Below are 24,777 nucleotides of genomic sequence, written 5' to 3'. Positions count from 1 at the left end.
CAGGATTGCGGCGCTTCTATTGATACACCGTTTCCGGTGGGGTTCGAATGCTACTTTGGAAGCGTTTTTGCCACAGTTATCCGGGCGATCAGAAGAAGCCCAGCGGGTTGATGTCGTAGCTGATCAGCAGGTTCTTGGTCTGCTGATAGTGGTCGAGCATCATTTTGTGGGTCTCGCGACCGACACCGGATTTCTTGTAGCCACCGAACGCGGCGTGCGCCGGGTACAGGTGGTAGCAGTTGGTCCACACGCGACCGGCCTTGATCCCGCGGCCCATGCGGTAGGCGCGGTTGATATCGCGGGTCCAGACGCCGGCACCGAGACCGAATTCGGTGTCGTTGGCGATCGCCAGGGCTTCGGCTTCGTCCTTGAAGGTGGTGACACCGACCACAGGGCCGAAGATCTCTTCCTGGAACACGCGCATGCCGTTGTGGCCCTTGAGCAGGGTCGGCTGGATGTAGTAACCGGTCGACAGATCACCGGCCAGTTGCTCGCTGGCACCGCCGGCGAGGATCTCGGCGCCTTCGTCGCGGGCAATCTGCAGGTAGGACAGGATCTTGTCGTATTGCTGCTCGGACGCCTGCGCGCCAACCATGGTTTCGGTGTCCAGCGGGTCGCCGCGCTTGATCAGCTTGATCTTCTTCAGCACCTCTTCCATGAACTGCGGGTAGATCGATTCCTGGACCAGCGCGCGGGACGGGCAGGTGCAGACTTCGCCCTGGTTGAAGAACGCCAGCACCAGGCCTTCGGCGGCTTTCTCGATGAAGGATGGCTCGGCCTGCATGATGTCTTCGAAGAAGATGTTCGGCGACTTGCCGCCCAGCTCCACGGTGGACGGAATGATGTTCTCGGCGGCGCACTTCATGATGTGCGAACCGACCGGCGTGGAACCGGTGAAGGCGATCTTGGCGATGCGCTTGCTGGTGGCCAGGGCTTCACCGGCTTCGCGGCCGAAGCCCTGAACAATGTTCAGCACGCCCGGCGGCAGCAGGTCGCCGACCAGTTCGATGAAGACGGTGATGGACAGCGGGGTCTGCTCGGCGGGCTTGAGCACGATGCAGTTGCCGGCGGCCAGGGCCGGGGCGAGTTTCCAGGCGGCCATCAGCAGCGGGAAGTTCCACGGGATGATCTGCCCGACCACGCCCAGCGGCTCGTGGAAGTGATAGGCGGCGGTGGTGTCATTGATTTCCGCGGCGCTGCCTTCCTGGGCACGGATGCAGCCAGCGAAATAGCGGAAGTGGTCGGCGGCCAGTGGCACGTCGGCATTCAGGGTTTCGCGGATGGCCTTGCCGTTGTCCCAGGTCTCGGCCAGGGCCAGGACTTCCAGGTTCTGCTCGATGCGGTCGGCAATTTTCAGCAGGACGTTCGAACGATCCTGGACCGAGGTGCGGCCCCAGGCATCGGCGGCGGCGTGGGCGGCGTCCAGGGCTTTTTCGATGTCCTGGGCATTGGAGCGCGGGAATTCGGCGATCAGTTGGCCGTTGACCGGCGAGGTGTTGCTGAAGTACTGGCCACTCAGCGGCTGGACGAATTCACCGCCGATGTAATTGCCGTAGCGCGGTTTGAACGTGACGATGGCATCCGGAGTGCCAGGAGCTGCGTAGATCATGGGGTAGGGCCTCTGCTGAGCGGCGCCTGTCGCTGATGACAGGCAGTGACTCGATCTTAGTCAGCCCGGCGGGCATGACGAATCGGCCCTTGGCAGGGATCGGCTACTCATTTGGTAGTACTGCACGGGCCGCGAGCCGCCTGACGGATCTTTAGCGCCCTGGAGATCGGGCGCCACACAGCGCGGCGCCCATTCCCCCCTGCCCTGCCTCTAAATACCCAGGAACAGCCCGGCAGCGGCGGGCCTGTCAATCTGGCTCCGGTAGATCTGGATTACCTTCTGGCTGCTCTGCTCCATTTTCAGCCGGCACTGCCCGCTGTCGTAGCGCTGTTCGCGGGTTTTCAGGTGGGCCACGAGGAAGTCGGCCGCCGCGGCCTCCAGGCTGGCGTAGTGGAAATGCGCATACCACAACGGCTCCCCGGCCTTGTCGCTGATCACGTATTCCTGCAAGTAATCCCGGTCCTGGCCTTTGCGCCGGGCGGTGGGTTCGCGGCCCTTGGGCCGAGTGATGTCGATCTCGTTCTGCGACTTCAAATACGCGACGCGGCTGCTCGTTGGCGGTTGCGTCTTGATGATCGAGATGCGCAGTTGCCGGCCTTCCTCGTGCATCGCGGCGGCCTTGTCCTTCAAGGCCTTGACCTGCGCCGTCGCGCCACGCCCGCCGGACGGGTGGTCCACCTCGTTGTTACCGGTCAGCAGGGTTTCGATCTGCCGAGCCAGTTGCTCCAGCGGACGCGCCTGGTTGGCGAGGATTTCCTCCATCTCGATGGCGATGGTGGCGGTACGCGCCTGCGCGCGGGCCTTCTGCATCTGTCGGTCAGCTTCGGCCAGCAGACTGGTGCTGCGTTTGAGCAAGTTGGCGAGGCCCACCGTCGGCTGCGGGCGCTCCGGCGGCGTCAGCGGCGGCGATTCGGGCTCGACGATCTGCCACATGCCCGGCTCGGCGGTTTCTTCGAAGCGGGCCAGTTCATTGTTCTCCAGCGGCTCGACCACCACCGTTTCCGTCTTGCCGGCCTTGGTCTTGCGCTGCCGCGCCACCACCACACCGCGGCTGCGGGTATTGATCACGACCTGTTTGCGATCGACCGGGGGCACGTGTTCTTCACTGTCACCGGCCTGCGTGCGAATCAGCGTCGCCAGTTCCTCTTCGGCCTGTTGTTCCAGTAATTGCAGCGACTCGGCAAGCTCCGCGAGCCAGCGCTTTGCCTGGTCGTTGAGCAGGAGTTCGTCCACCATACGCATCTGCTCGCGCGCCATCGTGTAATTGCGCACGCTGCCGTCAAGAATCGCGATGCGCTCCACTTCGGTAAAAGCACCTTCGGTGCTCAGTTCCAGTTGCATCTGCAGCCCAAACCGTACCAGGTCGACCATCTCGTAGACCTCGACGCCACTCCGCCTCTCCAGCCCGAGAATGAGCACGCCGGTAATGCTGAACTCGGCGGACCTCCAGGCCAACAGCGAAGACTCGACGTCCCCGAGCCGATGAAAATCGGCGACCAGTTCCGGCCCCATCGGCAGCACTTTGCTCAGTTGCTGGCAAATCTCGCGGGTCTCGTGGAACGTGAAAATCGCCTCGTCGATGATCGCCTTGGCTTTTTCGCACTCCGCCATCAGCGCGTCATAGTGCTGGTTCCGCACTTCCGTGCTGATCTGAGGGTCGGCAACCCGCGCCCGCAGGACGCGGGAAGCGCCCTTGCTGTCGACCAGTTGCGCCTGCAGGACCTTCACCATTTGCGCGAGGTTGGTCGCCCGCTCGAACAAGTAGCGGGCGTGTTCGTGGTTGAAATTGACCAGGCTCTCCAACTGGTTCAAGGCGACGTAGTTTTCATCGATCCGCTTCATCAATTGACTATGGGCGCGCAGGTGATCGGCATAGCGGCTGAGTGCCGGTGCAGGCGGCGGTTTTCTCTCTCCCACGTCCTTGAGGTCTTGTTCAATCACCAGGCTCAGCGTCAGACGCTCACTCAGGAGTTCGACATGCCGGTTTCCCAGCTCTTTAACCCGCTGCCGATTGGCGGCGCGCAACTGCTCGATGCGGCGATTGAGCGGCATGCCACCGCGCAGACGCACATGCGCGTCGATTCGCCAGTCGCCGGGGCTTTCGCGATGCAACCAGGGCCCCGGCCGGCCTGACGCGTCAACCACCCGAACCTCACCGTCGTTGATACCCACCTCATACACGCGGCCCTCAAGACGAACCCACCAGCGTTTGTCGTAGAGAAACAGCCCCGCCCAGGGCCCTTCGGCCACCGCCGTGCCCAGTTGGCCGGGCGTCAGGTGCACCTGGAAATGCACCAGGGATTCACGCTGGACGTTGCTCAGGCGCTGGGTCGCGCTCGTCCAACTGAAATCGAGCTGGGACAAGGCGACACCCGAGGGTGAGCTGGTCGGTTCTCGCACCACTAGCGGAGACACCGGCAGTCCCATATCGACCTTCGGCATGTCGGAGGCGGACTCCAGGGTGCTGTGGCCATTGGGCAGGGTAACCAGCAGAAAGGCGAAGTTGAGAAGCTGGATAGCCAGTTGCGATTCCGGCGGCTGTGGTTGCCGCAGATCATTTTGCAGGTCGGCGAAGACCTGCAGCATCCAGGTCGACACGGCAACCGGACCGTTGAGCAGCGGCAGCAAGGCGTTGAACATCAACCAGCCCAGCTCTTGATAGCCGATCCAGCGGTTCTCGCTGTTGGACACCGACTGCGCTTCGGCGCGGCCGAGCAGCTCTTGCGCGCACGACAGGTAAAGCTGCTCCAGCACCTTGCCGCTCAGCGCCTGCTCTCCCACGTCGGCAGGCGCCGGCACGTCGAACGCCGCAAACTCGGCGCCAGCAGTGAAACGCACCACATGCGGCTGCTCGAACCCGCCTTTGGCGTAGATCGGCCTGGCGTGCTCATCCATCCGCGCCAGCAGGTCTTGCTGCAACTCAGGCTCATGGGTCACCGCGTGGAAGAACGCCTCGCGGCTGGCGAACTCGCGCAGCGACTGACGGTGCAGCGGGCGGTACAGCACGCTGGGCCCGCTATGGATATCGAAGCGTTCGATCAGGTAGGCGTTGAGTGCGCTATCCGGCGTGGCGCCCTCCTGGCGGATAAAGGTCAAGGGCCGCAAGCGCGCGACATCCGGCGCGCCAAGCACCGGGCGAAACACACCGTTGACCAGGCGCACACCGGCGGCAGTGAGGCCGTCCTGCCCGCGCAGTTTCTTCTCCAGCGCGAGCAACGGCAGTTGCAGGCGAACCTGGTCGATGAACAGGGTCTGTCGACGCGCCAACGCCTGCGGGTCATCGAACAGCGCACGCCGCAGCAGGCCGGGATAGGCATTGCCCAGGTCCAGTCGGGTCACCAGCGCCTTCGCATAGTCCAGGGTCAGCCACGGCGGCACCGCGCTGCCGTCGCGCATGCGCACGGAGACGTTTCCGGCGCGCAGTACCGACAGGTTTTCCAGGGCGAATTGCGGCAGGCTGAAGCACACGGTCTCGCGTGTGCCGCTGGCGACAAAATCGCCGCCAATGGCCACGCCGCTGGCGATCACCCGCTGATTGACCACTTCGACCGCCTCGACGTCGAGCCCGGTCGCCTGCGGATGATCGAGCAGAAGGGCCGCCCGTACCTGGTCCCGGGCGTACTCGAGGATCGGCGGAACATCGTAGAGAAACGATTGGCCGTCACTGCGGCGCTGCAGGATCGCCAGCTCGAGCAGGGCTTCGCCATAGGTTTTTCGGTCCTCGACGCTGCCCTGCTTCAACCAGGCCGGGAGCAAACCGAAATACAGCAGCCAACTCTGGTGCTGACTGTGCTCGCAGATCTGCAGCAACGAGGTGGCCTCGTCCAGGCCTCGGACCAACGCTCCGACCGGGTCCTCGTCGGTTTCGCCCATCGAACCCGCGATCGTATCGATCAGCATCAGTTGCTGTTCGAGCAGCAACCGCACCTGGCTCATGAACACCGATTCGCTGCTGGTGTACAGGTGCAGGATGAACGGCGTCACGCCGCGCCGCTCGCCGCCATACGCCAACATGCGCGCCAACGCCGCGCGCGACTCAAAGCGATACCACCTGCCGGACAAGGTGTAGAGCATCACCAGGGTGCGTTGTTGCTCGGGCATCACACGCTCGATCCACAGCGCACTGGCCAGGTCGGCATCCAGCCATTGCCGGGGATTGACGTCCAGGCTCACCAGCCAGACTTGGGTGTCCTTGAGGTTATCGAACTCGGCACGCTGGTGGGCCTCCGGGCGCACCGCCAGCATCAACGCGGTCGCCGCTTCCTGCGGGTCGAGCAGACCGCTGCCGCGCTCGAGCCCGATGACGCTCTTGCACTGCTGTTGCAGGTAACCCGCCAGCCAGTTCCACGGGCTGGGCTGGTCGTCTGAACCGCGCACCCAATAAGCCACGATCCGCCGTTTGTATTCCTCCAGCAGGAACGGCCCGCACTCGTTGAGCAGGGTCGCCACCGCCTGCACGTCAGTCGTGACCGCCTGGGGAAACTCCGCGCCGTGCTGGAAACTGAGAAAGTCCTGGCCGCTGACCAGCTTGAGGATGCCTGGACGGCAAAAGCGCTCGATCAGCACATCGGCCAGTGTGTCGGCGCGGTAGCCGTAGCCCTCCACCCAGCGATAGAGCCTGAGCTGCGCCGGATGCGGGCCGGCGATCCGGCGCTGGTGCCACTGTTGTTCGATGATCTGGAGGGCCACCTCGCTGAAGCAGGGGCGCCAGGCGAAGTGTTGGGCAATCGGCCCACAGAGCGTTGCGCTCAGGGCCAGTTGACCGTAGGGCGACAGGGTCGGGGTCATGCTCAAGCGTCCTTGTTCTGGATGAGAGCGCATTTCAACCCCGAGCCCGGTGCTTCTGGCGGTACATTGTGCTGGGCCCGACTCACCCTGAGCCGTGCCCTGCGCTACAGCGAGGAAGACAACGCACAGCGCCGAAACGAAACAGCCATACCGGCCACTAGAGGCTCAGGAACAACTCCGCAGCAGCAGCCTTGTCGATCATGCTGCGGTAGATCTGAATCACCTTCCGGCTGTTTTTCTCCATCTTCACCCGGTACTGCCCCCGGTCGAAACGCTGCTCGCGGGTCTTCAGGTGGCCGACGATAAAATCGGCTGGCCCCGCGTCCAGGCTGGCGTAGTGGAAGTGGGCGTACCACAACAGCTGCCCCGCCATATCACTGATCACATACTCCTGCAGATAACCCCGATCCTGGCCTTTGCGCCCCGCAGTGGGTTCGCGGCCCTTGGGCCGGGTGATCTTGATCTCGTGCTGCGATTTCAGGTACGCCACGCGACTGCTGGTCGGCGGCTGTGTCTTGATGATCGAGATACGCAGTTGCCGGCCCTCTTCGCGCATCGCCGCCGCCTTCCGGTACAAGGCCTTGGACTGCAGTGCCGCGTCATGCCTGCCGGACTGGTCCTCTACCGTGTTGGAAACGCTCAGGGAACTCTCGACCTGCCGGGCCAGTTGCTCCAGCGGGCTCGCCTGGTTGATCAGGATTTCCTCTATTTCTACGGCGATGGTGGCGGTGCGCGCCTGCACCCGGGCCTTCTGCATTTTTCGATCAGCCTCCGACAGCATTTTGGCACTGCGTTTGAGCAAGCTGGCGAGGACGCCTTTCTGCTGCGGGCTCTCCGGCGTGTTTCGCAGCGGCGTCACGGGCTCAATGATTTTCCATACCCCCGGCTCGGCGGTTTCTTCAAAACGGGCCAGTTCACCGCTGACCAGCGGCTCGGGCACCACCGCTTCCGCTTTGCCGGCCTTGGTCTTGTGCTTACGCGCCACCACTACACCGCGGCTGCGGGTCTTGATTACCACCTGCTGACGATCGGCCGGCGGCACAGGCTCCTCACTGTTACCCGCCTGCGCACGAATCAGGGCCGCCAGTTCTTCTTCGACCCCATGCTCAAGCGAACGCAGGGCCTCGACCAGACCCACGAGCCAGCGCCTGGCCTGCTCGCTGGCAAAATCGCCGCCCAGAGGAACCATGCTCTCCCGCGCCATCACGTAGTTTTGCGTGCAGCTATCCAGGATCTCGATGCGCTCCTCCGTGGTAAACACGGCGTCGCTTTCCAGCTCGTGCTGCATCTGCAGGGCGAGCCGGACCCGTTTGATCGACTCGAAGAGCTCCAGGTCATTGCGCCTTTCCGTGCCGATAATGAGCGCGGCCGTGATGCTGAACTCGCTGGCCTTCCAGGCCCAGAGCGAGGACTCGGCACCTCTGAGCCGTTTATAGTCGGCGACCCATTCCGGCCCCCTTGGCAGGATCTTGCCCAGTTGCTGGCAAATCCCGTGAGCCTCACCGAGCGTGGAAATCGCCTCGCCGACAATCACCCTGGCTTTCTCGCACTCCGCCATCAGCGCGTCATAGTGCTGGTCGCGCAGTTCCACCGTGGCATGGACGTCAGCACTGCGCGCCTGCAAGACACGGGAAACGTCCATGCTTCCAACCAGTTGCCAGCGCAAGACCTGAACCAGTTGCGCAAGGCTGGTCACCCGCTCGGACAAGTAACGGCCATGCTCCTGGCTGAAATCGGCCTGGGCTTCCAGCGCGTTCAATTCGACGTAGTTTTCATCGACCCGCTTCATCAACTCACTGTGGGTGCGTAGGTGATCGGCATAGGCCCGGAGTGACTGTGCAGACGGCGGGTTACGGTCTTCGACGAGTTTGGCGTCCTGTTCGATGGTCAGGTTCAATGCCAGACGCTCACTCAGAAGCTCAACCTGCCGCGCCTCCAGCTCGGGAATGCGCTGCCGATTGGCCGCGTGCATCCGCTCGATGCGCTGGTTAAGTGGCATGCCGCCGCGCAGCCGCACACGCGCGTCGATTCGCCAGTCGCCGGCGGCATCCCGGTACAACCAGGGCCCCGGCCGGCCCAACGCGTCAACCATCTGCACCTCATCGCTGTTGACCTGTACCTCATACACCTGGCCCTCAAGGCGTATCCACCAACGCTGGTCGTAGTAGAACAACCCTGCCCAGGGGCCGTCAGATACCTCCGATCCCAGTTGGCCGGGGTTCAAGCCCACCTGAAAGCGCACCAGCGACTCGCGCTGGGCATTGCTCAGGCGTTGGGTGGCGGTCGCCCAGCTGAAGTCGAGCTGGGACAACGCAAGCCCCGACGGCGAGCTGGCCGGTTCGTGCACAAGTTGTGCAATTACCGGCAACGACGCTTCCACTTCCGGCATGCCGGAAGCCGTCGCCAGAACGCTGCGCCCATGCGGAAGGCTGATCAACAGCGAAGCGAAATTGAACAGGTGGAGGGCCAGTTGTGCCTCCTGCGGCTGTGGTTGCCGCAGATCATTCTGCAGGTCGGCGAAGACCTGCAGCATCCAGGCGGAGACGGCAACAGGGCCGTTGAGCAGCGGCAGCAAGGTGTTCAACATCACCCAGCCCAGCTCCTGGTAGCCGATCCAGCGGTTCTCGCTATTGGACAGCGACTGCGCTTCGGCCCGGCTGAACAGCTCTTGTGCGCAGGCACTGTAAAGGTGCTCCAGCACCTCGCCGCTGAGTGCGTCCGTCCCTACGTCGGCAGGTGGCGGCTGCTCGAATACGCCAAACTCGGCGCCCGGCGTGTAGCGCACGACGTGCGGCTGCCGGAAGCCGCCGTTGGCGTAGATTGCCCTGGCGTGCTCGTTCAGACGTGCCAGCACGTCTTCCTGCAATTCGGGCTCCTGGCACACCGCGTTGAAAAACGCCTCACGACTGGCGAACTCGCGAAGCGGCTGACGGTGCAGCGGACGGTACAACACCGTGGGCCCGCTACGGATGTCGAAGCGCTCGATCAGATAGGCATTGAGCGCGGTGTCGGGTATGGCGCCCTTGCGCCGGATAAACGACAAGGGCCGCAAACGCGCCACATCCGGCTCGCCGCGGACCGGGCGGAACACCCCATTGACCAGGCGCACGCCCGCGGCAGTGAGACCGTCCTGCCCGCGCAGTTTTTTTTCCAGCGCCAGGAGCGGCAGTTGCAGGCGAACCTGGTCGATGAACAACGCCTGACGCCGCAGCAACACCTGCGAGTCATCGATCAGTTCACGACGCAGCAGTTCGGGATAAACCTTGCCCAGGTCCAACCGGGTCACCAGCGCCTTCGCATAGTCCAGGGTCAGCCAGCCAGGCAGCGCGCTGCCATCGCTCATGCCCAGGGTCACCGTTCCGGAGCGCAGCGCCGACAGGTTCTCCAACGCGAACTGTGGCAAGGTGAATCGCACGGTCTCGATCGTGCCGCTGGGGACAAAATCGCCACCGACGGCGATGCCACTGGCGATCACCCGGCGATTGACCACCTCAACCGCCTCGACGTCGAGTGCGGTCGCCTGCGGATGATCGAGCAGGATCGCCGCCCGCACCTGGTCCCGGGCATATTCCAGGATCGGCGGGATGGCGTACAGAAACGACTGGCCGCCACTGCGTTGTTGCAGGAGGGTCAGCTCAAGCAGGGCATCGCCATAGATTCTCTGGTCCTCGACACTCCCCTCCTTCAACCAGGCCGGGAGCACGCTGAAATACAGCAGCCAGCTCTGGCGCTGGCTTTGTTCGCAGATCTGCAGCAGCGAGGTGGCTTCATCCAGACGCCAGACCAGGCCTCTGACAGGGTCTTCCTCCACGTCAGCAATCGAACGGGCGATGGTATCGATCAGCGTCAGTTGCTGTTCGAGCAGCAGCCGCACCTGGCTCAGGAACACCGATTCGCGGGTGGCGTACACGTGCAGGGTGAACGGCACCAGACCGCGGCGTTCGCCGCCATACGCCAGCATGCGCGCCAACGCCTGGCGCGACTCGAAGCGGTACCAGCGGCCGGACAAGGTATAGAGCATCAACAGGGTGCGATTCTGCTCGGGTATGACACGCTCGACCAACAGCGTGCTGGCCATGTCGGCATCCAGCCAGCGCCGGGGGTTGACGTCCAGGCTCAACAGCCCTGCCTCGGTGTTGTCGAGGTTCCCGAACGCGGCACGCTGGCTGGGGTCCGGGTACAGGGCCAGGAGCATCGCGGTAGCGGCTTCCTGCGCGTCGAGCGTTCCGTTGCTGCGCTCGAAGCCGACAGCGGTTCTGCACTGTTCCTGCAGGTAGTTCGCCAGCCAGCTCCAAGGGCTCGGCCCGCCTTGCGGTCCGCGCACCCAGTAGGCCACCAACTGCCGTTTGTATTCTTCCAGCAGGAACGGCCCGCACTCGTTGAGCAGGACCTGCACCGCCTGCAAGTCCGTCATGGACGCTTGGGGAAACTCGGCGCCGGGGTAGCGGCTGAGAAAGTCCTGGCCTTCGACAAGCCAGATGGGCTCGCCCTTGCAAAAGCGCTCGATCAGCGCATCGGCCAATGTATCGACGTAGTAACCGTAACCCTCCACCCAGCGATAGAGCCTGAGCAGCGCTGGGCCAGGACCGGCAATCCGGCGTTGCCGCCATTGTTGCTCGATGATCTGGTGGGCCACCTCGCGGAAGGAGGGGCGCGAGGCGAAGTACCGGGCAATCGGGCCGCAGAGCGTTGCGTTCAGGGCCAGTTGCCCGTAGGGCGACAGGGTCGGGGTCATGCTCAAGCTTCCTTGTTCTGGATGGAAGCAGCATTTCAACCCCGGCCCCGCAGGCCCTGGCGGTATATCTAGCTGGGATCAGCGATCCTTGAACTGCGCCTCGCGCTTGGCGATGAACGCCGCCATGCCTTCTTTCTGGTCTTCGGTGGCGAACGCCGCGTGGAACACCCGACGTTCGAAGCGCACGCCTTCGGACAGGGTGACTTCGAAGGCGCGGTTGACCGACTCCTTGACCATCATCGAAATCGGGATCGACTTGCTGGCGATCACCGCCGCCACTTTCAGCGCTTCGTCGAGCAGTTCGGCCTGGGGCACGATGCGCGCCACCACGCCGGCACGCTCGGCTTCCTCGGCGCCCATCAGGCGGCCGGTCAGGCACAGTTCCATGGCCTTGGCCTTGCCCACCGCGCGGGTCAGGCGCTGGGTGCCGCCCATGCCCGGCAGCACGCCGAGGTTGATTTCCGGCTGGCCGAACTTGGCGTTGTCGGCGGCGAGGATGAAGTCGCACATCAGCGCCAGCTCGCAGCCACCGCCGAGGGCGAAGCCGGACACCGCGGCGATGATCGGCTTGCGCCGGTTGGCGACGCGGTCGCAGTCGCTGAACAGGTCATCGACGTAGATCTGCGGGTAGCTCAGCTCGGCCATTTCCTTGATGTCGGCGCCGGCGGCGAAGGCCTTGGCCGAGCCGGTGAGGACGATGCACCCGATGTTGGCGTCGGCTTCGAGGCTGTCCAGCGCCTGGTTCAGCTCACCGATGATCTGGCGGTTCAGGGCGTTCAGCGCCTGAGGCCGGTTGAGGGTGATCAGGCCGACCTTGCCACGGATTTCCAACAGAATGGTTTCGAACGTCATGCAAGCTGCTCCCTTCAAAGATTGCGCGCAATGACCATGCGCTGAATGTCGCTGGTGCCTTCGTAGATCTGGCAGACCCGCACGTCGCGGTAGATCCGCTCCAGCGGGAAGTCGCTCAGATAGCCATAACCGCCGAGGGTCTGCAAGGCATCCGAACAGACCTTTTCGGCCATTTCCGAGGCGAAAAGCTTGGCCATCGAGGCTTCCACCAGCGCCGCCCGCCCGGCGTCACGCAGGGCCGCGGCATGATGCACCATCTGCCGGGCCACGGCGATGCGCGTGGCCATGTCGGCGAGGCGGAACGCAACGGCTTGATGCTCGATCAGCGGCTTGCCGAAGCTCTCGCGCTCGCGGGCGTAGTCGCGGGCCACTTCGAACGCGGCACGGGCCATGCCCACCGATTGCGCGGCGATACCGATACGCCCGCCTTCGAGGTTGGCCAGGGCGATCTTGTAGCCCTCGCCCTCCTCGCCCAGGCGGTTGGCCACCGGCACGCGCACGTCTTCGAAAACGATCTGGCAGGTGTCGGAGGCGTGCTGGCCGAGTTTGTCCTCGACCCGCGCCACCTGATAACCGGGGCTGTCGGTGGGCACGATAAAGGCGCTGATGCCGCGCTTGCCCGCCGCCGGATCGGTCACGGCAAAGACGATCACCACCCCGGCATTGCGGCCGGAAGTGATGAACTGCTTGCAGCCATTCAAGACGTAATGGTCACCGTCGCGGCGGGCCCGGGTCTTCAGGCTGCTGGCGTCGGAGCCGGCTTGCGGCTCGGTCAACGCAAAGGCGCCGAGCATCGCGCCGCTGGCCAGCGGGACCAGGAACTGCTGCTTCTGCGCCTCGTTGCCGAACTTGAGGATCGGCACGCAACCCACCGAGTTGTGCACGCTCATGATGGTGGAGCAGGCGCCGTCGCCGGCGGCGACTTCTTCCAGGGCCATGGCGTAGGCCAGGTAGCCGGTGTCGCACCCGCCCCACTGCTCCGGCACCAGCATGCCGAAGAAGCCCATGTCGGCCATTTCCGCCATCGCCTCTTTCGGGAAGCGGTGCTCGCGACTCCATTCTTCGGCGAACGGCCGCAGGCGTTCCTGGGAGAACTGCCGCGCCGCGTCGGCGATCTGTTGTTGCTCGTCGTTAACCAGCATGGTGCACCTCAGTTCAGGATCTCGACGGCCATGGCCGTGGCTTCGCCGCCGCCAATGCAGATTGCCGCGACGCCACGGCGCAGGCCTTTCTGGCGCAGGGCCGACAGCAGCGTGACCAGGATGCGCGCGCCGGACGCACCGATCGGGTGGCCCAGGGCGCAGGCGCCGCCATGGATGTTGACCTTGTCGTGGGACAGGTCCAGCGAATGCATCGCCGCCAGGGTAACCACGGCGAAGGCTTCGTTGATCTCGAACAGGTCGACATCGGCCAGGGTCCAGCCGGTGCGCTGCAGGAGTTTTTCGATGGCGCCGATTGGCGCGGTGGGGAACAGCGCCGGCGCGTCGGCGAACGCCGAGTGACCGTGGATCACCGCCAGCGGCTTGAGCCCCAGGCGTTCGGCGCGGGAACGGCGCATCAGCACTAGCGCCGCGGCGCCGTCGGAAATCGAACTGGAGTTGGCCGCGGTCACCGTGCCGCCGTCGCGGAAGGCCGGCTTGAGTTGCGGAATCTTGTCCAGGCGGGCCTTCGGCGGTTGCTCGTCATCACTGATGAGCACCTTCTCCTTGCCCACGGTGACCTCCACCGGAACGATCTCGGCGGCGAAGCTGCCGTCCTTGATCGCCTGCTGCGCGCGGGTCAGCGAGGCAATGGCGAAGTCGTCCTGGGCCTGGCGACTAAAGCCGTTGGCCTCGGCGCAGTCTTCGGCGAAGGTGCCCATCAGGCGGCCTTTGTCGTAGGCGTCCTCAAGGCCGTCGAAGAACATGTGGTCGATGATCTTGCCGTGGCCCATGCGGTAGCCGCTGCGGGCCTTGTCCAGCAGGTATGGCGCGTTGGACATGCTTTCCATGCCACCGGCGACCACCACTTCGGCGCTGCCGGCCAGCAGCAGGTCATGGGCCATGATCGCGGCCTGCATGCCGGAACCGCACATCTTGTTCAGGGTGGTGCATGTGGTGCCTTTGTCCAGGCCGGCACCCAGCGCGGCCTGGCGGGCCGGGGCCTGGCCGAGGCCGGCGGGCAGCACGCAGCCGAACAGCACTTGCTCGACGCTGTCGGCGGCGATGCCGGCGCGCTCCACCGCACCGCGGATGGCGGCGGCGCCCAGTTGCGGCGCGGTCAGGCTCTTGAGGTCGCCCTGCAGGCCACCCATGGGGGTGCGCACGGCGCTGACGATTACGATCGGGTCATTGGCGAGGGTCATGGTGTTCTCCTGCGATTATTTGGCAGCCATGCGCAAGGCGCCGTCGAGACGGATCACCTCGCCGTTGAGCATGCTGTTTTCAATGATGTGGCGAGCCAGCGCGGCGTATTCCACCGGGCGGCCCAGACGCGGCGGGAACGGCACGCCGGCGGCCAGCGAGTCACGCACGTCCTGAGTCATGCCGGCCATCATCGGGGTTTCGAAAATGCCGGGGGCGATGGTCATCACGCGGATGCCGAAGCGCGCCAGTTCGCGGGCGGCGGGCAGGGTCAGGCTGGCGATGGCGCCCTTGGAGGCGGCATAGGCGGCCTGGCCGATCTGGCCGTCATAGGCGGCGATCGAGGCGGTGTTGATGATGACCCCGCGCTCGCCATCGGCACCGGCCTCGCCTTCGGCCATGGCCGCGGCGACCAGGCGCAGCAGGTTGAAGCTGCCGATCAGGTTGACGTTGATCACCCGGCTGAAGCTGTCCAGACCGTGCGGACCATTTCTGCCGAGGACTTTCTCGGCGCCGACGATACCGGCGCAGTTGACCAGCCCGTGCAGGCTGCCGAACGCCTCCACGGCGGCATCGACCGCGGCCTTGGCGGCGGCTTCGTGGCTGATGTCGGCGACGGCATGGCGGGCGTTCTCGCCCAGCGCTGCGGCCTTGGCGGCGACCGCTTCGGCGTTGAGGTCGACCAGCATCACCCGGGCGCCGGCTTCGATAAGCATTTCCGCGGTGGCGGCGCCGAGGCCCGAGGCCGCGCCGCTGACGATGAAGTTCTTGTTGGCTATTTGCATGGTGCTGTCCTCACGCGCTGGCCTTGTGGGCTTGCGCTGCTTGTTGAAGGGCGATTTCCTGGTTGCGCAGGATGAAACGCTGCAGCTTGCCGCTCGGGGTCTTGGGCAGCTCGCTGACGAATTCGATTTCACGGGGATAGGCGTGGGCGTACAGGCGCTGGCGTACGTGCTGGCGCAGGGTTTCGGCCAGCTCATCGTTGGCCGCGTGACCGCTGCCGAGCACGACGAAGGCTTTGATCAGTTCAGTGCGCTCCGGGTCGGGCTTGCCGATCACGGCCGCCTCGATCACCGCCGGGTGCTCGATCAGCGCGCTTTCCACGTCGAACGGGCCGACGCGGTAGCCGGAGGTGGTGATCACGTCGTCGCTGCGTCCGACGAAGCTGATGCTACCGTCCGGGTTCAGCTCGACGGTATCGCCGCTGAGGTAGTACTTGCCGACGAAGGCTTTGGTCGGCAGGCCGTGGTAGCCGCCGAACCAGCACAGCGGCGATTGCTCGCGGTCGACGGCGAGGATGCCCGGCTGCCCGGCCGGCAGTTCCTGGTGGTGCTCGTCAAGCACGACGATGCGGTGGCCGGGGATGGCGTAGCCGGCGGAGCCCAGGTGTACCGGGTGCTCCAGGCCGTGATGGTTGCACAGCACCATGCCCAGTTCGGTCTGGCCGTAGTGGTCGTGGATGGTCACGTCCAATTGGTCGCGGAACCAGCGGATCACTTCCGGGTTGAGCGGCTCGCCGGCGCTGCTCACCACCCGCAGGCGGTCCTTGATCGGCGCCGAGAACGCATCGCCGGCGGCAATCAGCATGCGGTAAGCGGTCGGCGAGCCGGCCAGGTTGGTGATGGCGAATTTGTCGATGACCCGGCAGGTGCTCTCGACGCTGAACGGGCCGTCGAAAAAGGTCGTCGCGTGGCCCAGGGACAAAGGCCCGGTGACCGCGTAATAGAGACCGTAGGCCCAGCCCGGATCGGCGAGGTTCCAGAAATTGTCTTCGGGGCGCAGGTCGATGGCGTCACGCATGTAGCCCTGGAACGCGACGATGGCGCGCAGCGGGACTTCCAGCGGCTTGGCCGGGCCGGTGGTGCCGGAAGTGAACATCAGCAGGAACGGCGCCTCGCCCGACAGCAGGACCGGCTCGCAGTGCGGGTCGGCGGCCTCGAGTTCGCCCTGGAAATCCAGGTCGCCACGGGCGGCGTCGGCCTTGACGCAAATGATCGTCGGGCAGTCTTCGACGTCATCGAGCTTGCCGCGGTTGTTGAGGTCGGTGACCACCACTCGGGCACCCGAGGCGTGCAGGCGATGCTCGATGGCCTTGGGCCCGAAAGCAGTGAAGAGCGGTTGATAGACCGCGCCAAGACGCCAGGTGGCCAGGACCGTCACCAGCAACTCGACGGTTCGCGGCAGCAGGCCGGCGACCCGGTCGCCGGGGGCGACGCCCTGGGCCTTGAGCACATTGGCAAAGCGCGCGGCGCGGGCCTGCAGCTCGCTGAAACGGTAACTGGCGCTTTGTCCGTCGCGGCCTTCCCAGTGAAGGGCGATGCGGTCGTCCGCAGCGTGTCGGTCGCAGCATTCGACACAGGCGTTGAGCGCCTCGAGACTGCCGGCCAGCGCCGCCCCGGCCGCTTGCGGGTAATTGAAGGTACGTGCCGCCGCGCTGTAATCACGCATCGCCGAACTCCTCGTTTTTATTGTTGGAATAACGAAAGGTCCGGAGATAGTCGCGCTGGGGCCGACTTGGGGCAATGGTCAAAGCTGTCAATCTGGATGACTGGTTTGGCCATGGGACGACCCGCGTCGCCCCACGGCGGGCCGCTCAAACCGGCGGGTCTTGCCTCATCGCCTCGCCGGTCAGGCGCAGCGCCAGGTCCTGGAAGGCCGCGCTACGCTCAGCGGCGAGGCTGTTCATGCGCGCGAGGTATTCGCCCTCGGGCAGGCTGGCGTGCTGTGCGCCAAGTTCGTCCAGACGGTGCCAGAACCGGTCTTCAAGTTCAGCGAACGCGGCCGGGTGCTGTTCACGCAGGTATTCCACCCAGTAATCGCGGCTGGCAATGAACCGCGGCAGTTCATTGCCCTGCTCGTCGGCACGCACGACACGCACCGCCTCGCGCAGGTCCTGCGGCGTCACGCCGGCGATCTGGCTGAAATCCATATGGCTCGGCTGCCCCGGCAACTCCAGCTCACGCGCCAGCCCCGTGCGATAGGCCAGGCTGACTTCCACCTCATCCACGCCACGCCCTTGGGCGTAACGCTCGGTGATCACCTGGCGAACGTGCAGTTCGAGCCGCTCCAGGCGGAACAGCCGTCGGCAAAACCGCAGCAGCACGCTATGCGACAGCCCCCAATTGGCTTGTCGGCGGGCCTGGTGGAGCAGGAAACGGACCTCCAGCACACTGAAGTTGGACTCCACACTGTCGGCGCAGGTCGTCGGTCCCGCCGCGAGGTCGAACAAGGTTTCCCGCAGCTCGGTGCTCTCCACGCAGCCGTTCAGCATGCGCCATACCCGCACCCGCAGATCGACCCCCGCCAGGCGGAACTCGGCCGTCGTCAGCAAGCGCCCCAGCAACGCGAAGAAGTCGCCGGAATTGGGCTCGGCATGCAGGCGATCCCACCGCTCTCCGCGCTCGACCAGCACCTCGCCCTGGGCATCGTCGAGCCAGCGTTCACGCAACAACTCGCTCGATATCGGCACGTCCTCGGTCATGTCCCAGAGCCGCGCGCGGACCGCCGGCGAGAGCGGATTGCCCTGCAACAGCAAGGCGCTGCGGACGTGCTGTGGCGCCTCGAAAAAGCCGTCCGGCAAGGTCGCCAATTGGTTGCCCCGCAAATCGGCGAACTCCACGAACGGCAGGCTCAGCACGCCCGGCGGGAGGCTGCGCAAGCGCGTCTGGCGCAGGCCCAGGCGTTGCAGGCGCGGCAAGCGGCTGACGTCCGGCGCCACATCCAACGGGTTGTGATCGAGGGAAAGTATCTCCAGACGGCTCAACGACGACAGGATCTGCTGGCCCATGGTGCTGATGCGGATCAGGTTGCTCTCCAGCACCAGGTGGCGCAGCTCCCGCATATTGCCAACGGCCTGTGGAATGTCGGTGAGGGCGTTGCCGCTCATATCGAGCCAGCGCAGGCGAGTGAAGCTTTGCAGGAACCCGCTGATGCGCTGCGACTGCTGCGCGTCAGGCAAGGTCAACTCGACCACGTGGGAAAAATCGATGTCCGCCGACAATTCCGGGAAATCCCCTGTCGCTACATAGCCGAGGTTCAAGCGATAGCCCAGCAAGGCGCCGTCAGTGCCGTGCATCGGCGCGGTCAGGCGACACCAGCAACGACGTATTTCCTCGACCACCCGGCGGCGACCATTGGCCTGTTGCGTGGTGGCCTGGAGTTGCCAGCGGTACAGGGTTTCCTCGAGATGATGAAGTGATCGCTGGTAGCGCAACAGCTCGCTCATCGGGTCATCGTGCGCAGCGCTGACGCCCTCGAGAAAACGGCTTACTTCCTGGTCATCGAACCCCGGAAACAAAGACCTGACCATGCTGGTCAACGAGGTTCGCCCCGTGGCCCCGCGCCCACTCAGCGGATAGCCCGGACGACCCTCGGCGGTACGTCGCAAGGGATTGAACACGCCCGGCCGGCTGGCCATGCCGATCAGCACCGGCACGCGCTGGCGGTCGGCGATGGCGCGATCGAGCAGCAGTTGCCGCAATTGTTCATCAGCCTGCTCGCCCTCCAGACCCAAGGCTTGAGCGTTGACCGGGCCAAGCCCCTCCAGAATGGCGTGGAACAGATTACCTGGTTCCGCCTGGTTGCCCACCGGGTCCAGCTCACCGAACACGTCGAACTGCGCGCCGGCCCGCAGCAGGATCCGCACCTGTCGTGTTTCGGAGAGCGGCAACAGGCGCTCGATCACCCCGCCGTGCACCGATCCGTCGCGCAGCTCGAAACTGAAGCCCTCGGGCCACTCGGGCAGATGACGCAACAAGCCGAAGGCCAGGCGCACGCTGAGGTCGGGGCACATGTTGTGCAAACACAGGCCCTGCAGCGCCTGGCTGACGCGCACCTCGCTCAACGCCAGGCGCGCCTGCTCGGCCATGGCCAGGGGAATTCGCCCGCGCTCGTCGATGGAGCGAAGCGCGGCCTCCCCCGCCTCGTCGATCAGGGCGCGGATATGCACGGCAGGCAAGCCGGGGAAATCACGCCGCAGCAAGGCGCCCCGGCTATCAAGCTTCGACGACTGCCGGGCCGCGGTGTTGTCGAACAGCAACGCCCGCAGCGACGGCGAACCCGATTGCCAAGTGGCCCGCTCGTCCACCGGCAAGGCGTGCGGACGGTTGAGCAACGCCTTGGTGTAGCCGGCCAGCTCGGGGTCCAGCGCACTCATCGGCTGCCCCTGTTGCAGTTGCTCGAAGAAACGATCGATCCGCGCATCCAGGGCAAACTGCGCCAGCGTATGGCGCAAGGTTGCCGGCACCGCGCGCCGCTCCACCAACAGGCCGCGCAACATCGCCTCATCGCCCCCGGCCACGGCGACCGCCCGTTCACACGCGAGGTCGCTCACGTCTTCGCTACCGGGTAGCAGGCGGCGCAACAGGTTGGCCGTGCCCTGCCATTGCAGAGGGTGCTCGCCGGGCAGCCACCAGGCACCGCGACCATTTCCGCTCAATATCGGTGTGTAGCCCTCCGCGCGGGTCGGATGAAGAATCAGCCAGCGACCGCTGCGCGGATCCTGCCGGACTTCGAATACCCGGTCGCCCTGCCGCCACCACTGACGGCCTTGCTTGCGGATCAGGCCGTCGGCGTCGAGCCGGTGCGGGAACGGCAACGACAGCAGCGGCAAGGCATAGGCGGACAAGTCCGCGAGCCACAGGCGCAGGGTTCCGTCGGCACGCAGCACCGGTAACAGCCGGCCAATGAACTCACTGCGTTGCAAGGTCCGCACTACCGTGATCGCGGCCACCGAACCGATCGTGGTCAGCGCCAGGTCGCGCACCACTCCCAACATGTGGTCGAGCGCTTCTTCGTGCTGGCCCCGGCGCCACTCCTGCACCCCCTCATACACCTCGCCGAGCATTTCCCAGACCAGGTTCACCAGCATCAATTCGCCGACCACCGGCAAGAACGACGCGCTCAACATAAGCACCGATACCCCCGCCGACTCCAGCGCGGCGATGCGCTGTTGGTACACCTCCAGGTCAGCCGCCGAGGTCGGCACGACCAAGGCGGCGGCATCGGCCTTGAGCCGGCTGATCCGATGCTGCACCAGGCGAGAGAACTCGACGTCCTGAGCCGTCAGCCCCACCACCTCCAGGTCCGGACGAGGGGCTTCCAGCCGCGACGCGAGCTTGATGACGAAACCCAGCCAATCATCCTGGGCGAGCAGGTGGGTGAAGCGGTCGCGGTAGGCGCTGTTCTTGAGGTCATTGCCCAGGTCGGTGGCCAGTGCGTACCACGACGAATATTGGCGCAACGGCTGGCGGGGATCATTGGGCCAATAGAAAACCAGTTGCCGCGGCGCTGCGCCGGCCTGCTCGCGAACGGCGCCCGGCAGGCCCTTGTCGCGCGCCTCGAAGATCAACACGCCCGGCACGGCAAAACCCAACACTTCCAGGAAGCGGCAGCAGACGGGCAACTGGCCCGGGTTCGCATGGGCATCGGCCGTGGCCAGTTTCAGCAAACCCTGCAGGGCCTGATCATCGATCTGGCCCCTGAGGCTGGCGCTGTGGGCATGCGCGGCCAGCGCGCAGCGCATGTCTTCGGCCAGCACGTGCAACACCTGTTGCAGCGCCTGGGTGTCGGCCGGTTGCAGCAGCGTTTCCAGGTGCTGCTGGTATTGGCTGCCGAGGTCCAGGCGGCGACAGATTTCGGCCAGGCGCTCCGGTGGCAGGTCCAGCATCTTGCCCGCCTGGACGATACCGGCGCCCGGGTAGTAGTTGCTGGCCTTGGCCTGCGCTCCGGTAAAATTTTGCAGCACGCGATGGAACAGGCTGCTGTCGCGGGAATAGAGCTTGAACGTGGGCAGGTCGACGTCAGTGATCGGAAACAACGGGCGCGTGACCCGCAACCGGACATCGCGCCACAGCGCCTCACGGATATCCAGGGCAACCTCACCCTCCTGGGCCAGCGCGTTCTGGAGCAAGGGGATGACGAAATCCTCGACCGGCCGGATCGACTCCAGCAGCCGCGCCACCCGCCCCTGCAAGGCCTGGTGGGCAGCGAGGCTGGCTTGCAACTGATCGAGCCGGTCAACGGAGGCGGACTTGAGCCACTGCGGGGCTTGGGAGGCGATGAAACGGTCAATCGCCGAGTTGTCGTCCAGTGCCACGTCGGCAGATGAATCGGGGAAAAGCGTGGATGAAGGTGACATGGGGTCAGGCTCCTCGATGAGAGCCGGCAGCCTATGAACCCCTTCCGCCCGCCATCAGCGGGAAACAGCGCACGGCGGTGCAGCGCGTCCTCCCAGGCAAACACCTCAGCCGCTGGCCAACACCAGACTGCGGTAGTGCCCCGGATTACTTCCCGACCATTTGCGAAAGGCCTTGTAGAACGAGCTGGTGTCGGCGAAACCCAGGCGCTCGGCGATCTCGACGAAACTGATATCGGCCTGGGCCAGCCAGCCGATCGCCAGCTCCTTGCGCACGCTGTCCTTGAGCGCCTGGTAAGTCTGGCCTTCGTCCGCCAGGCGCCGGCGCAGGGTCGAGGCGGAGATGCACAGGCGCTGCGCCAGGGCTTCGGTTTCCGGCCACTCGGCGGCGGGCAGTCGGCGCAGGTCGTCCTTGATCCGCCGCGCCAGGCTCGCCGGGTCGCGGTACTTGACCAGGATGTTGCCCGGCGCCTCGGCAAGAAAGCGCTGCAATTCCTCGGCGCTGCGCCGTACCGGCAGGTCCAGGCAATCGGCGGCGAAAATCATCCGCGTGCGCGGGCGATCGAATTGCAGGTTCTGGGAAAACATCACCCGGTAGTCGTCGCAGAAATCCGGCTCGGCGCAGCGCAATTCGATGGCCAGAATCGGAATCCGTCGTCCGGCCAGCCAGCAGGCCACGCCGTGGACGATCATCCAGAAGGTGAAATAGGTGAAGGGGCGGCGCGGGTCTTGATGCGGCTCGCCGATGACGATCTCGGCGAGGCTCTGCTGGCGCACCAGCACCGGGTGCAGGTGTTCGAACATCAGCGTGAGGAATTCCAGCGCCGAGGCCAACGCCGCGCCCACCGTGGGTTGGACCATGCATGAGCGGCAGAGAAAGGCCATGCTGCCGCTGCGCAGACCGCGCGGGTCCATGCAGAAGAATTCATCGTTGCAGCGCCGCGCCAGCAAGCGCCAAAGCCGCGCATAAGCGCTGGACGGCACGCGGGCGTCGGGCAACGCCAGGCGCGCCGGGTCGATCCCGACACGGCCCAGCACTTCCACGGTGGCCGCGCCGGGGGGACAACTCTGCAACAGCGCTTCACGCACCAGTTGCATGGAGATGGTGTCTTTCTCCGTTTTCAACGCTGTTTCGCCTTGAGTCGTGTTTGACCGGCATCTTAGGCCGGCACGCGGAAAAAACCAGTGTTCAGTCCTGGCCGGCCAGTTCGAGAAACGCCCGGATCAGACGCAACTCCCGACGCCGCTCCAGGCAACCGAGCATGTGCTGGTTGACCAGCCCGGCGCCCTCGATCGGGCGCGCCACCACCCGTGGGTCGTGGCTCAGCTCCGCCGAGGAAACGATGCCGATGCCCAGGTGCGCCGCCACCGCCTCGGTCACCGCCTCACGGCTGTCCAGTTCCAGCAGCACCCGCGGCTGCACGCTGGCAGCGGCGCACGCCTGGTCGAAGGTGCGCCGGGTAATCGAGCTGGGTTCGCGCAGCACCATGATCTGCCGGTCCAGCTCGGCCAGGGGCAGTTCGTGTTCGCTTTCGGCCAACGGGTGGGTGGCCGGCAGCAAGGCACAGATTCGCGACGCCGAGAGGCTTTGCAGGTAGACCCCCTTGCGGGGCTCGACCTCGGTCAGCACCGCCACATCGGCGTGTTCCGACAGCAGCGCGGCGAGGGTTTCCTGAGCATTGCCCAGGCGCAGGTTGACGGTGATGCCCGGATAACGCTCGCGCAGCAGCGCCAGCATCGGCATGACCCGGTGCGGACCGTCGGCAGCTACTTCCAGGCGCCCGGTGAGCAACTGCCGGTTGGCTTCGAGCATGGCCTGGGCTTCTTCGGCAAGACTGAACAGCGCGCGGGTGATAGCCGCCAGACGGATGCCCTCCTCGGTCAGTTCGACCCGCCGCGCAGTGCGGCGTAACAGGGTGATCTGGTAGTGCTCCTCCAGCGCCTTGACGTGGCCGGTGACCGCCGGCTGGCTGATGAACAGGCGGCTGGCGGCGCGGGTAAAGCTGCCTTCGCGGGCGACGGCATCGAAGGCGCGGAGCTGGAACAGGTTCATATCTATCGGCCTGACTTATGGCTGGCATAACGATAAACAATTTGATTGATGGAGCGCGGAATTGCAACGTAGCGCCCATAGATTCTGCCCACCGCCAGCGAGAACCCCCATGTCCGACGCCCCTGTCCTGCTGACCCCCGGCCCCCTGACCACCTCGGCGCGCACCCGCCAGGCCATGCTGATGGACTGGGGTTCCTGGGACCGCGATTTCAACCAGTTGACCGCCAGCCTCTGCGAGCAGTTGCTGACCATCCTCAACGGCCACGCCAGCCACCACTGCGTGCCGCTGCAAGGCTCCGGCACGTTTGCCGTGGAAGCGGCGATCGGCACCTTGGTGCCTCGCGACGGCAAAGTTCTGGTGCTGATCAACGGCGCCTACGGCCAGCGCCTGGCGAAGATCTGCAAAGTGCTGGGCCGCGCGTATAGCACCTTCCAGACCGCCGACGACCAACCGACCACCGCCGCCGACGTCGACCGCCTGCTGCGCGAAGACGCCAGCATCAGCCACGTCGCGCTGATCCATTGCGAGACCAGTACCGGCATCCTCAATCCGCTGGCGGAGATCGCCCAGGTCGTCGCCCGCCACGGCAAGCAGTTGATCATCGACGCCATGAGTTCCTTCGGCGCGCTGCCGATCGACGCCGCGCAGGTGCCGTTCACCGCCCTGATCGCCGCCTCGGGCAAATGCCTGGAAGGCGTGCCGGGCATGGGCTTCGTCTTCGCCGAGAAAAACGCCCTGGCCGCCGCCGAAGGCAACAGCCCTTCCCTGGCGATGGACCTGCACGACCAGCACGCCTACCTGAGCAAAACCGGCCAATGGCGCTTCACCCCGCCGACCCATGTGGTCGCCGCGCTGCACGAAGCGCTGCTGCAATACAGCGAGGAAGGCGGTCTGCCCGCCCGTCACCAGCGCTACGCCGACAATTGCGCCGCATTGCTCGACGGCATGGCCAGGCTGGGCCTGCGCAGCTTCCTGCCGCCAGCGATCCAGGCGCCGATCATCGTCACCTTCCATGCTCCACGCGACAGCCGCTACCAGTTCAAGGACTTCTACGAACGGGTCAAGGCCAAGGGCTTCATCCTCTACCCCGGCAAACTGACCGAGGTCGAGACCTTCCGCGTCGGCTGCATCGGCTGCGTCGGACCGGACGGCATGCGCGCCGCCGTGAACGCCGTGGCCGCAGTGCTGCGGGAAATGGAAGTCGTGGATATCTGATTCATCACCCTCACCGATTTTGCCGCTTGAACGATCAAGGAATTCCG

The 24,777-nt window shown here is 65.2% G+C and carries 12 protein-coding genes; 1 reads left to right on the top strand and 11 read right to left on the bottom strand.

Going from position 1 to position 24,777, the window contains the following annotated elements; genetic code table 11:
• Nucleotides 1-88: 88 nt before the first annotated feature.
• The 11 genes from NTD88_RS22705 to NTD88_RS22655 form a co-directional block, all read right to left on the bottom strand.
• Nucleotides 89-1,609: an aldehyde dehydrogenase family protein gene (locus NTD88_RS22705; RefSeq protein ID WP_095157603.1), complete on the bottom strand. Its 1,521-nt coding sequence runs from the start codon at nucleotides 1,607-1,609 to the stop codon at nucleotides 89-91.
• Nucleotides 1,610-1,819: 210 nt separating this feature from the next.
• On the bottom strand, nucleotides 1,820-6,397 hold the full coding sequence (locus tag NTD88_RS22700) for a dermonecrotic toxin domain-containing protein (protein WP_262155032.1): 4,578 nt from the start codon (nucleotides 6,395-6,397) through the stop codon (nucleotides 1,820-1,822).
• Between the two features lie 157 nt (nucleotides 6,398-6,554).
• The gene (locus NTD88_RS22695) at nucleotides 6,555-11,132 is read right to left on the bottom strand and encodes a dermonecrotic toxin domain-containing protein (protein WP_262155033.1); all 4,578 of its coding nucleotides are present in this window, start codon (nucleotides 11,130-11,132) and stop codon (nucleotides 6,555-6,557) included.
• Between the two features lie 78 nt (nucleotides 11,133-11,210).
• Nucleotides 11,211-11,984, bottom strand: a complete 774-nt coding sequence (locus tag NTD88_RS22690) for an enoyl-CoA hydratase (RefSeq protein ID WP_262127907.1) — start codon at nucleotides 11,982-11,984, stop codon at nucleotides 11,211-11,213.
• A gap of 14 nt (nucleotides 11,985-11,998) precedes the next feature.
• Nucleotides 11,999-13,126: an acyl-CoA dehydrogenase gene (locus NTD88_RS22685; RefSeq protein WP_262155034.1), complete on the bottom strand. Its 1,128-nt coding sequence runs from the start codon at nucleotides 13,124-13,126 to the stop codon at nucleotides 11,999-12,001.
• A gap of 8 nt (nucleotides 13,127-13,134) precedes the next feature.
• A complete protein-coding gene (locus tag NTD88_RS22680) occupies nucleotides 13,135-14,328 on the bottom strand; it encodes an acetyl-CoA C-acyltransferase (RefSeq protein WP_262155035.1) in 1,194 nt (397 codons plus the stop codon).
• 15 nt (nucleotides 14,329-14,343) lie between these two features.
• Nucleotides 14,344-15,111 (bottom strand): SDR family NAD(P)-dependent oxidoreductase, encoded by a 768-nt coding sequence (locus tag NTD88_RS22675; RefSeq protein ID WP_262155036.1) that lies wholly within the window; start codon nucleotides 15,109-15,111, stop codon nucleotides 14,344-14,346.
• A 10-nt stretch (nucleotides 15,112-15,121) separates the two neighbouring features.
• Nucleotides 15,122-16,774 carry an AMP-binding protein gene (locus NTD88_RS22670; protein WP_262155037.1) on the bottom strand — a complete coding sequence of 551 codons (1,653 nt, stop codon included), beginning with the start codon at nucleotides 16,772-16,774 and terminating at the stop codon, nucleotides 15,122-15,124.
• Nucleotides 16,775-16,919: 145 nt separating this feature from the next.
• The gene (locus NTD88_RS22665) at nucleotides 16,920-21,464 is read right to left on the bottom strand and encodes an NEL-type E3 ubiquitin ligase domain-containing protein (RefSeq protein WP_262155038.1); all 4,545 of its coding nucleotides are present in this window, start codon (nucleotides 21,462-21,464) and stop codon (nucleotides 16,920-16,922) included.
• A 105-nt stretch (nucleotides 21,465-21,569) separates the two neighbouring features.
• Complete coding sequence (locus NTD88_RS22660; RefSeq protein WP_262155048.1) at nucleotides 21,570-22,559, bottom strand: AraC family transcriptional regulator; 990 nt, start codon at nucleotides 22,557-22,559, stop codon at nucleotides 21,570-21,572.
• Between the two features lie 91 nt (nucleotides 22,560-22,650).
• The gene (locus NTD88_RS22655) at nucleotides 22,651-23,514 is read right to left on the bottom strand and encodes a LysR substrate-binding domain-containing protein (RefSeq protein WP_095157632.1); all 864 of its coding nucleotides are present in this window, start codon (nucleotides 23,512-23,514) and stop codon (nucleotides 22,651-22,653) included.
• Between the two features lie 109 nt (nucleotides 23,515-23,623).
• On the opposite strand from NTD88_RS22655, the gene NTD88_RS22650 reads away from it, so the two are divergent.
• The gene (locus NTD88_RS22650) at nucleotides 23,624-24,730 is read left to right on the top strand and encodes a 2-aminoethylphosphonate--pyruvate transaminase (protein WP_262155039.1); all 1,107 of its coding nucleotides are present in this window, start codon (nucleotides 23,624-23,626) and stop codon (nucleotides 24,728-24,730) included.
• Nucleotides 24,731-24,777: the final 47 nt, after the last annotated feature.

This window comes from Pseudomonas sp. 20P_3.2_Bac5, assembly GCF_025466035.1.
Lineage (GTDB): Bacteria > Pseudomonadota > Gammaproteobacteria > Pseudomonadales > Pseudomonadaceae > Aquipseudomonas.
Note: the sequence above shows the minus strand (reverse complement) of the source record. Positions and strands in the feature narration are given on the sequence as shown.

Coding starts and splice junctions, on each gene's coding strand:
- NTD88_RS22705 (WP_095157603.1), bottom strand. CDS start 1,609: ATGATCTACGCAGCTCCTGGCACTCCGGATGCCATCGTCACGTTCAAA.
- NTD88_RS22700 (WP_262155032.1), bottom strand. CDS start 6,397: ATGACCCCGACCCTGTCGCCCTACGGTCAACTGGCCCTGAGCGCAACG.
- NTD88_RS22695 (WP_262155033.1), bottom strand. CDS start 11,132: ATGACCCCGACCCTGTCGCCCTACGGGCAACTGGCCCTGAACGCAACG.
- NTD88_RS22690 (WP_262127907.1), bottom strand. CDS start 11,984: ATGACGTTCGAAACCATTCTGTTGGAAATCCGTGGCAAGGTCGGCCTG.
- NTD88_RS22685 (WP_262155034.1), bottom strand. CDS start 13,126: ATGCTGGTTAACGACGAGCAACAACAGATCGCCGACGCGGCGCGGCAG.
- NTD88_RS22680 (WP_262155035.1), bottom strand. CDS start 14,328: ATGACCCTCGCCAATGACCCGATCGTAATCGTCAGCGCCGTGCGCACC.
- NTD88_RS22675 (WP_262155036.1), bottom strand. CDS start 15,111: ATGCAAATAGCCAACAAGAACTTCATCGTCAGCGGCGCGGCCTCGGGC.
- NTD88_RS22670 (WP_262155037.1), bottom strand. CDS start 16,774: ATGCGTGATTACAGCGCGGCGGCACGTACCTTCAATTACCCGCAAGCG.
- NTD88_RS22665 (WP_262155038.1), bottom strand. CDS start 21,464: ATGTCACCTTCATCCACGCTTTTCCCCGATTCATCTGCCGACGTGGCA.
- NTD88_RS22660 (WP_262155048.1), bottom strand. CDS start 22,559: ATGCAACTGGTGCGTGAAGCGCTGTTGCAGAGTTGTCCCCCCGGCGCG.
- NTD88_RS22655 (WP_095157632.1), bottom strand. CDS start 23,514: ATGAACCTGTTCCAGCTCCGCGCCTTCGATGCCGTCGCCCGCGAAGGC.
- NTD88_RS22650 (WP_262155039.1), top strand. CDS start 23,624: ATGTCCGACGCCCCTGTCCTGCTGACCCCCGGCCCCCTGACCACCTCG.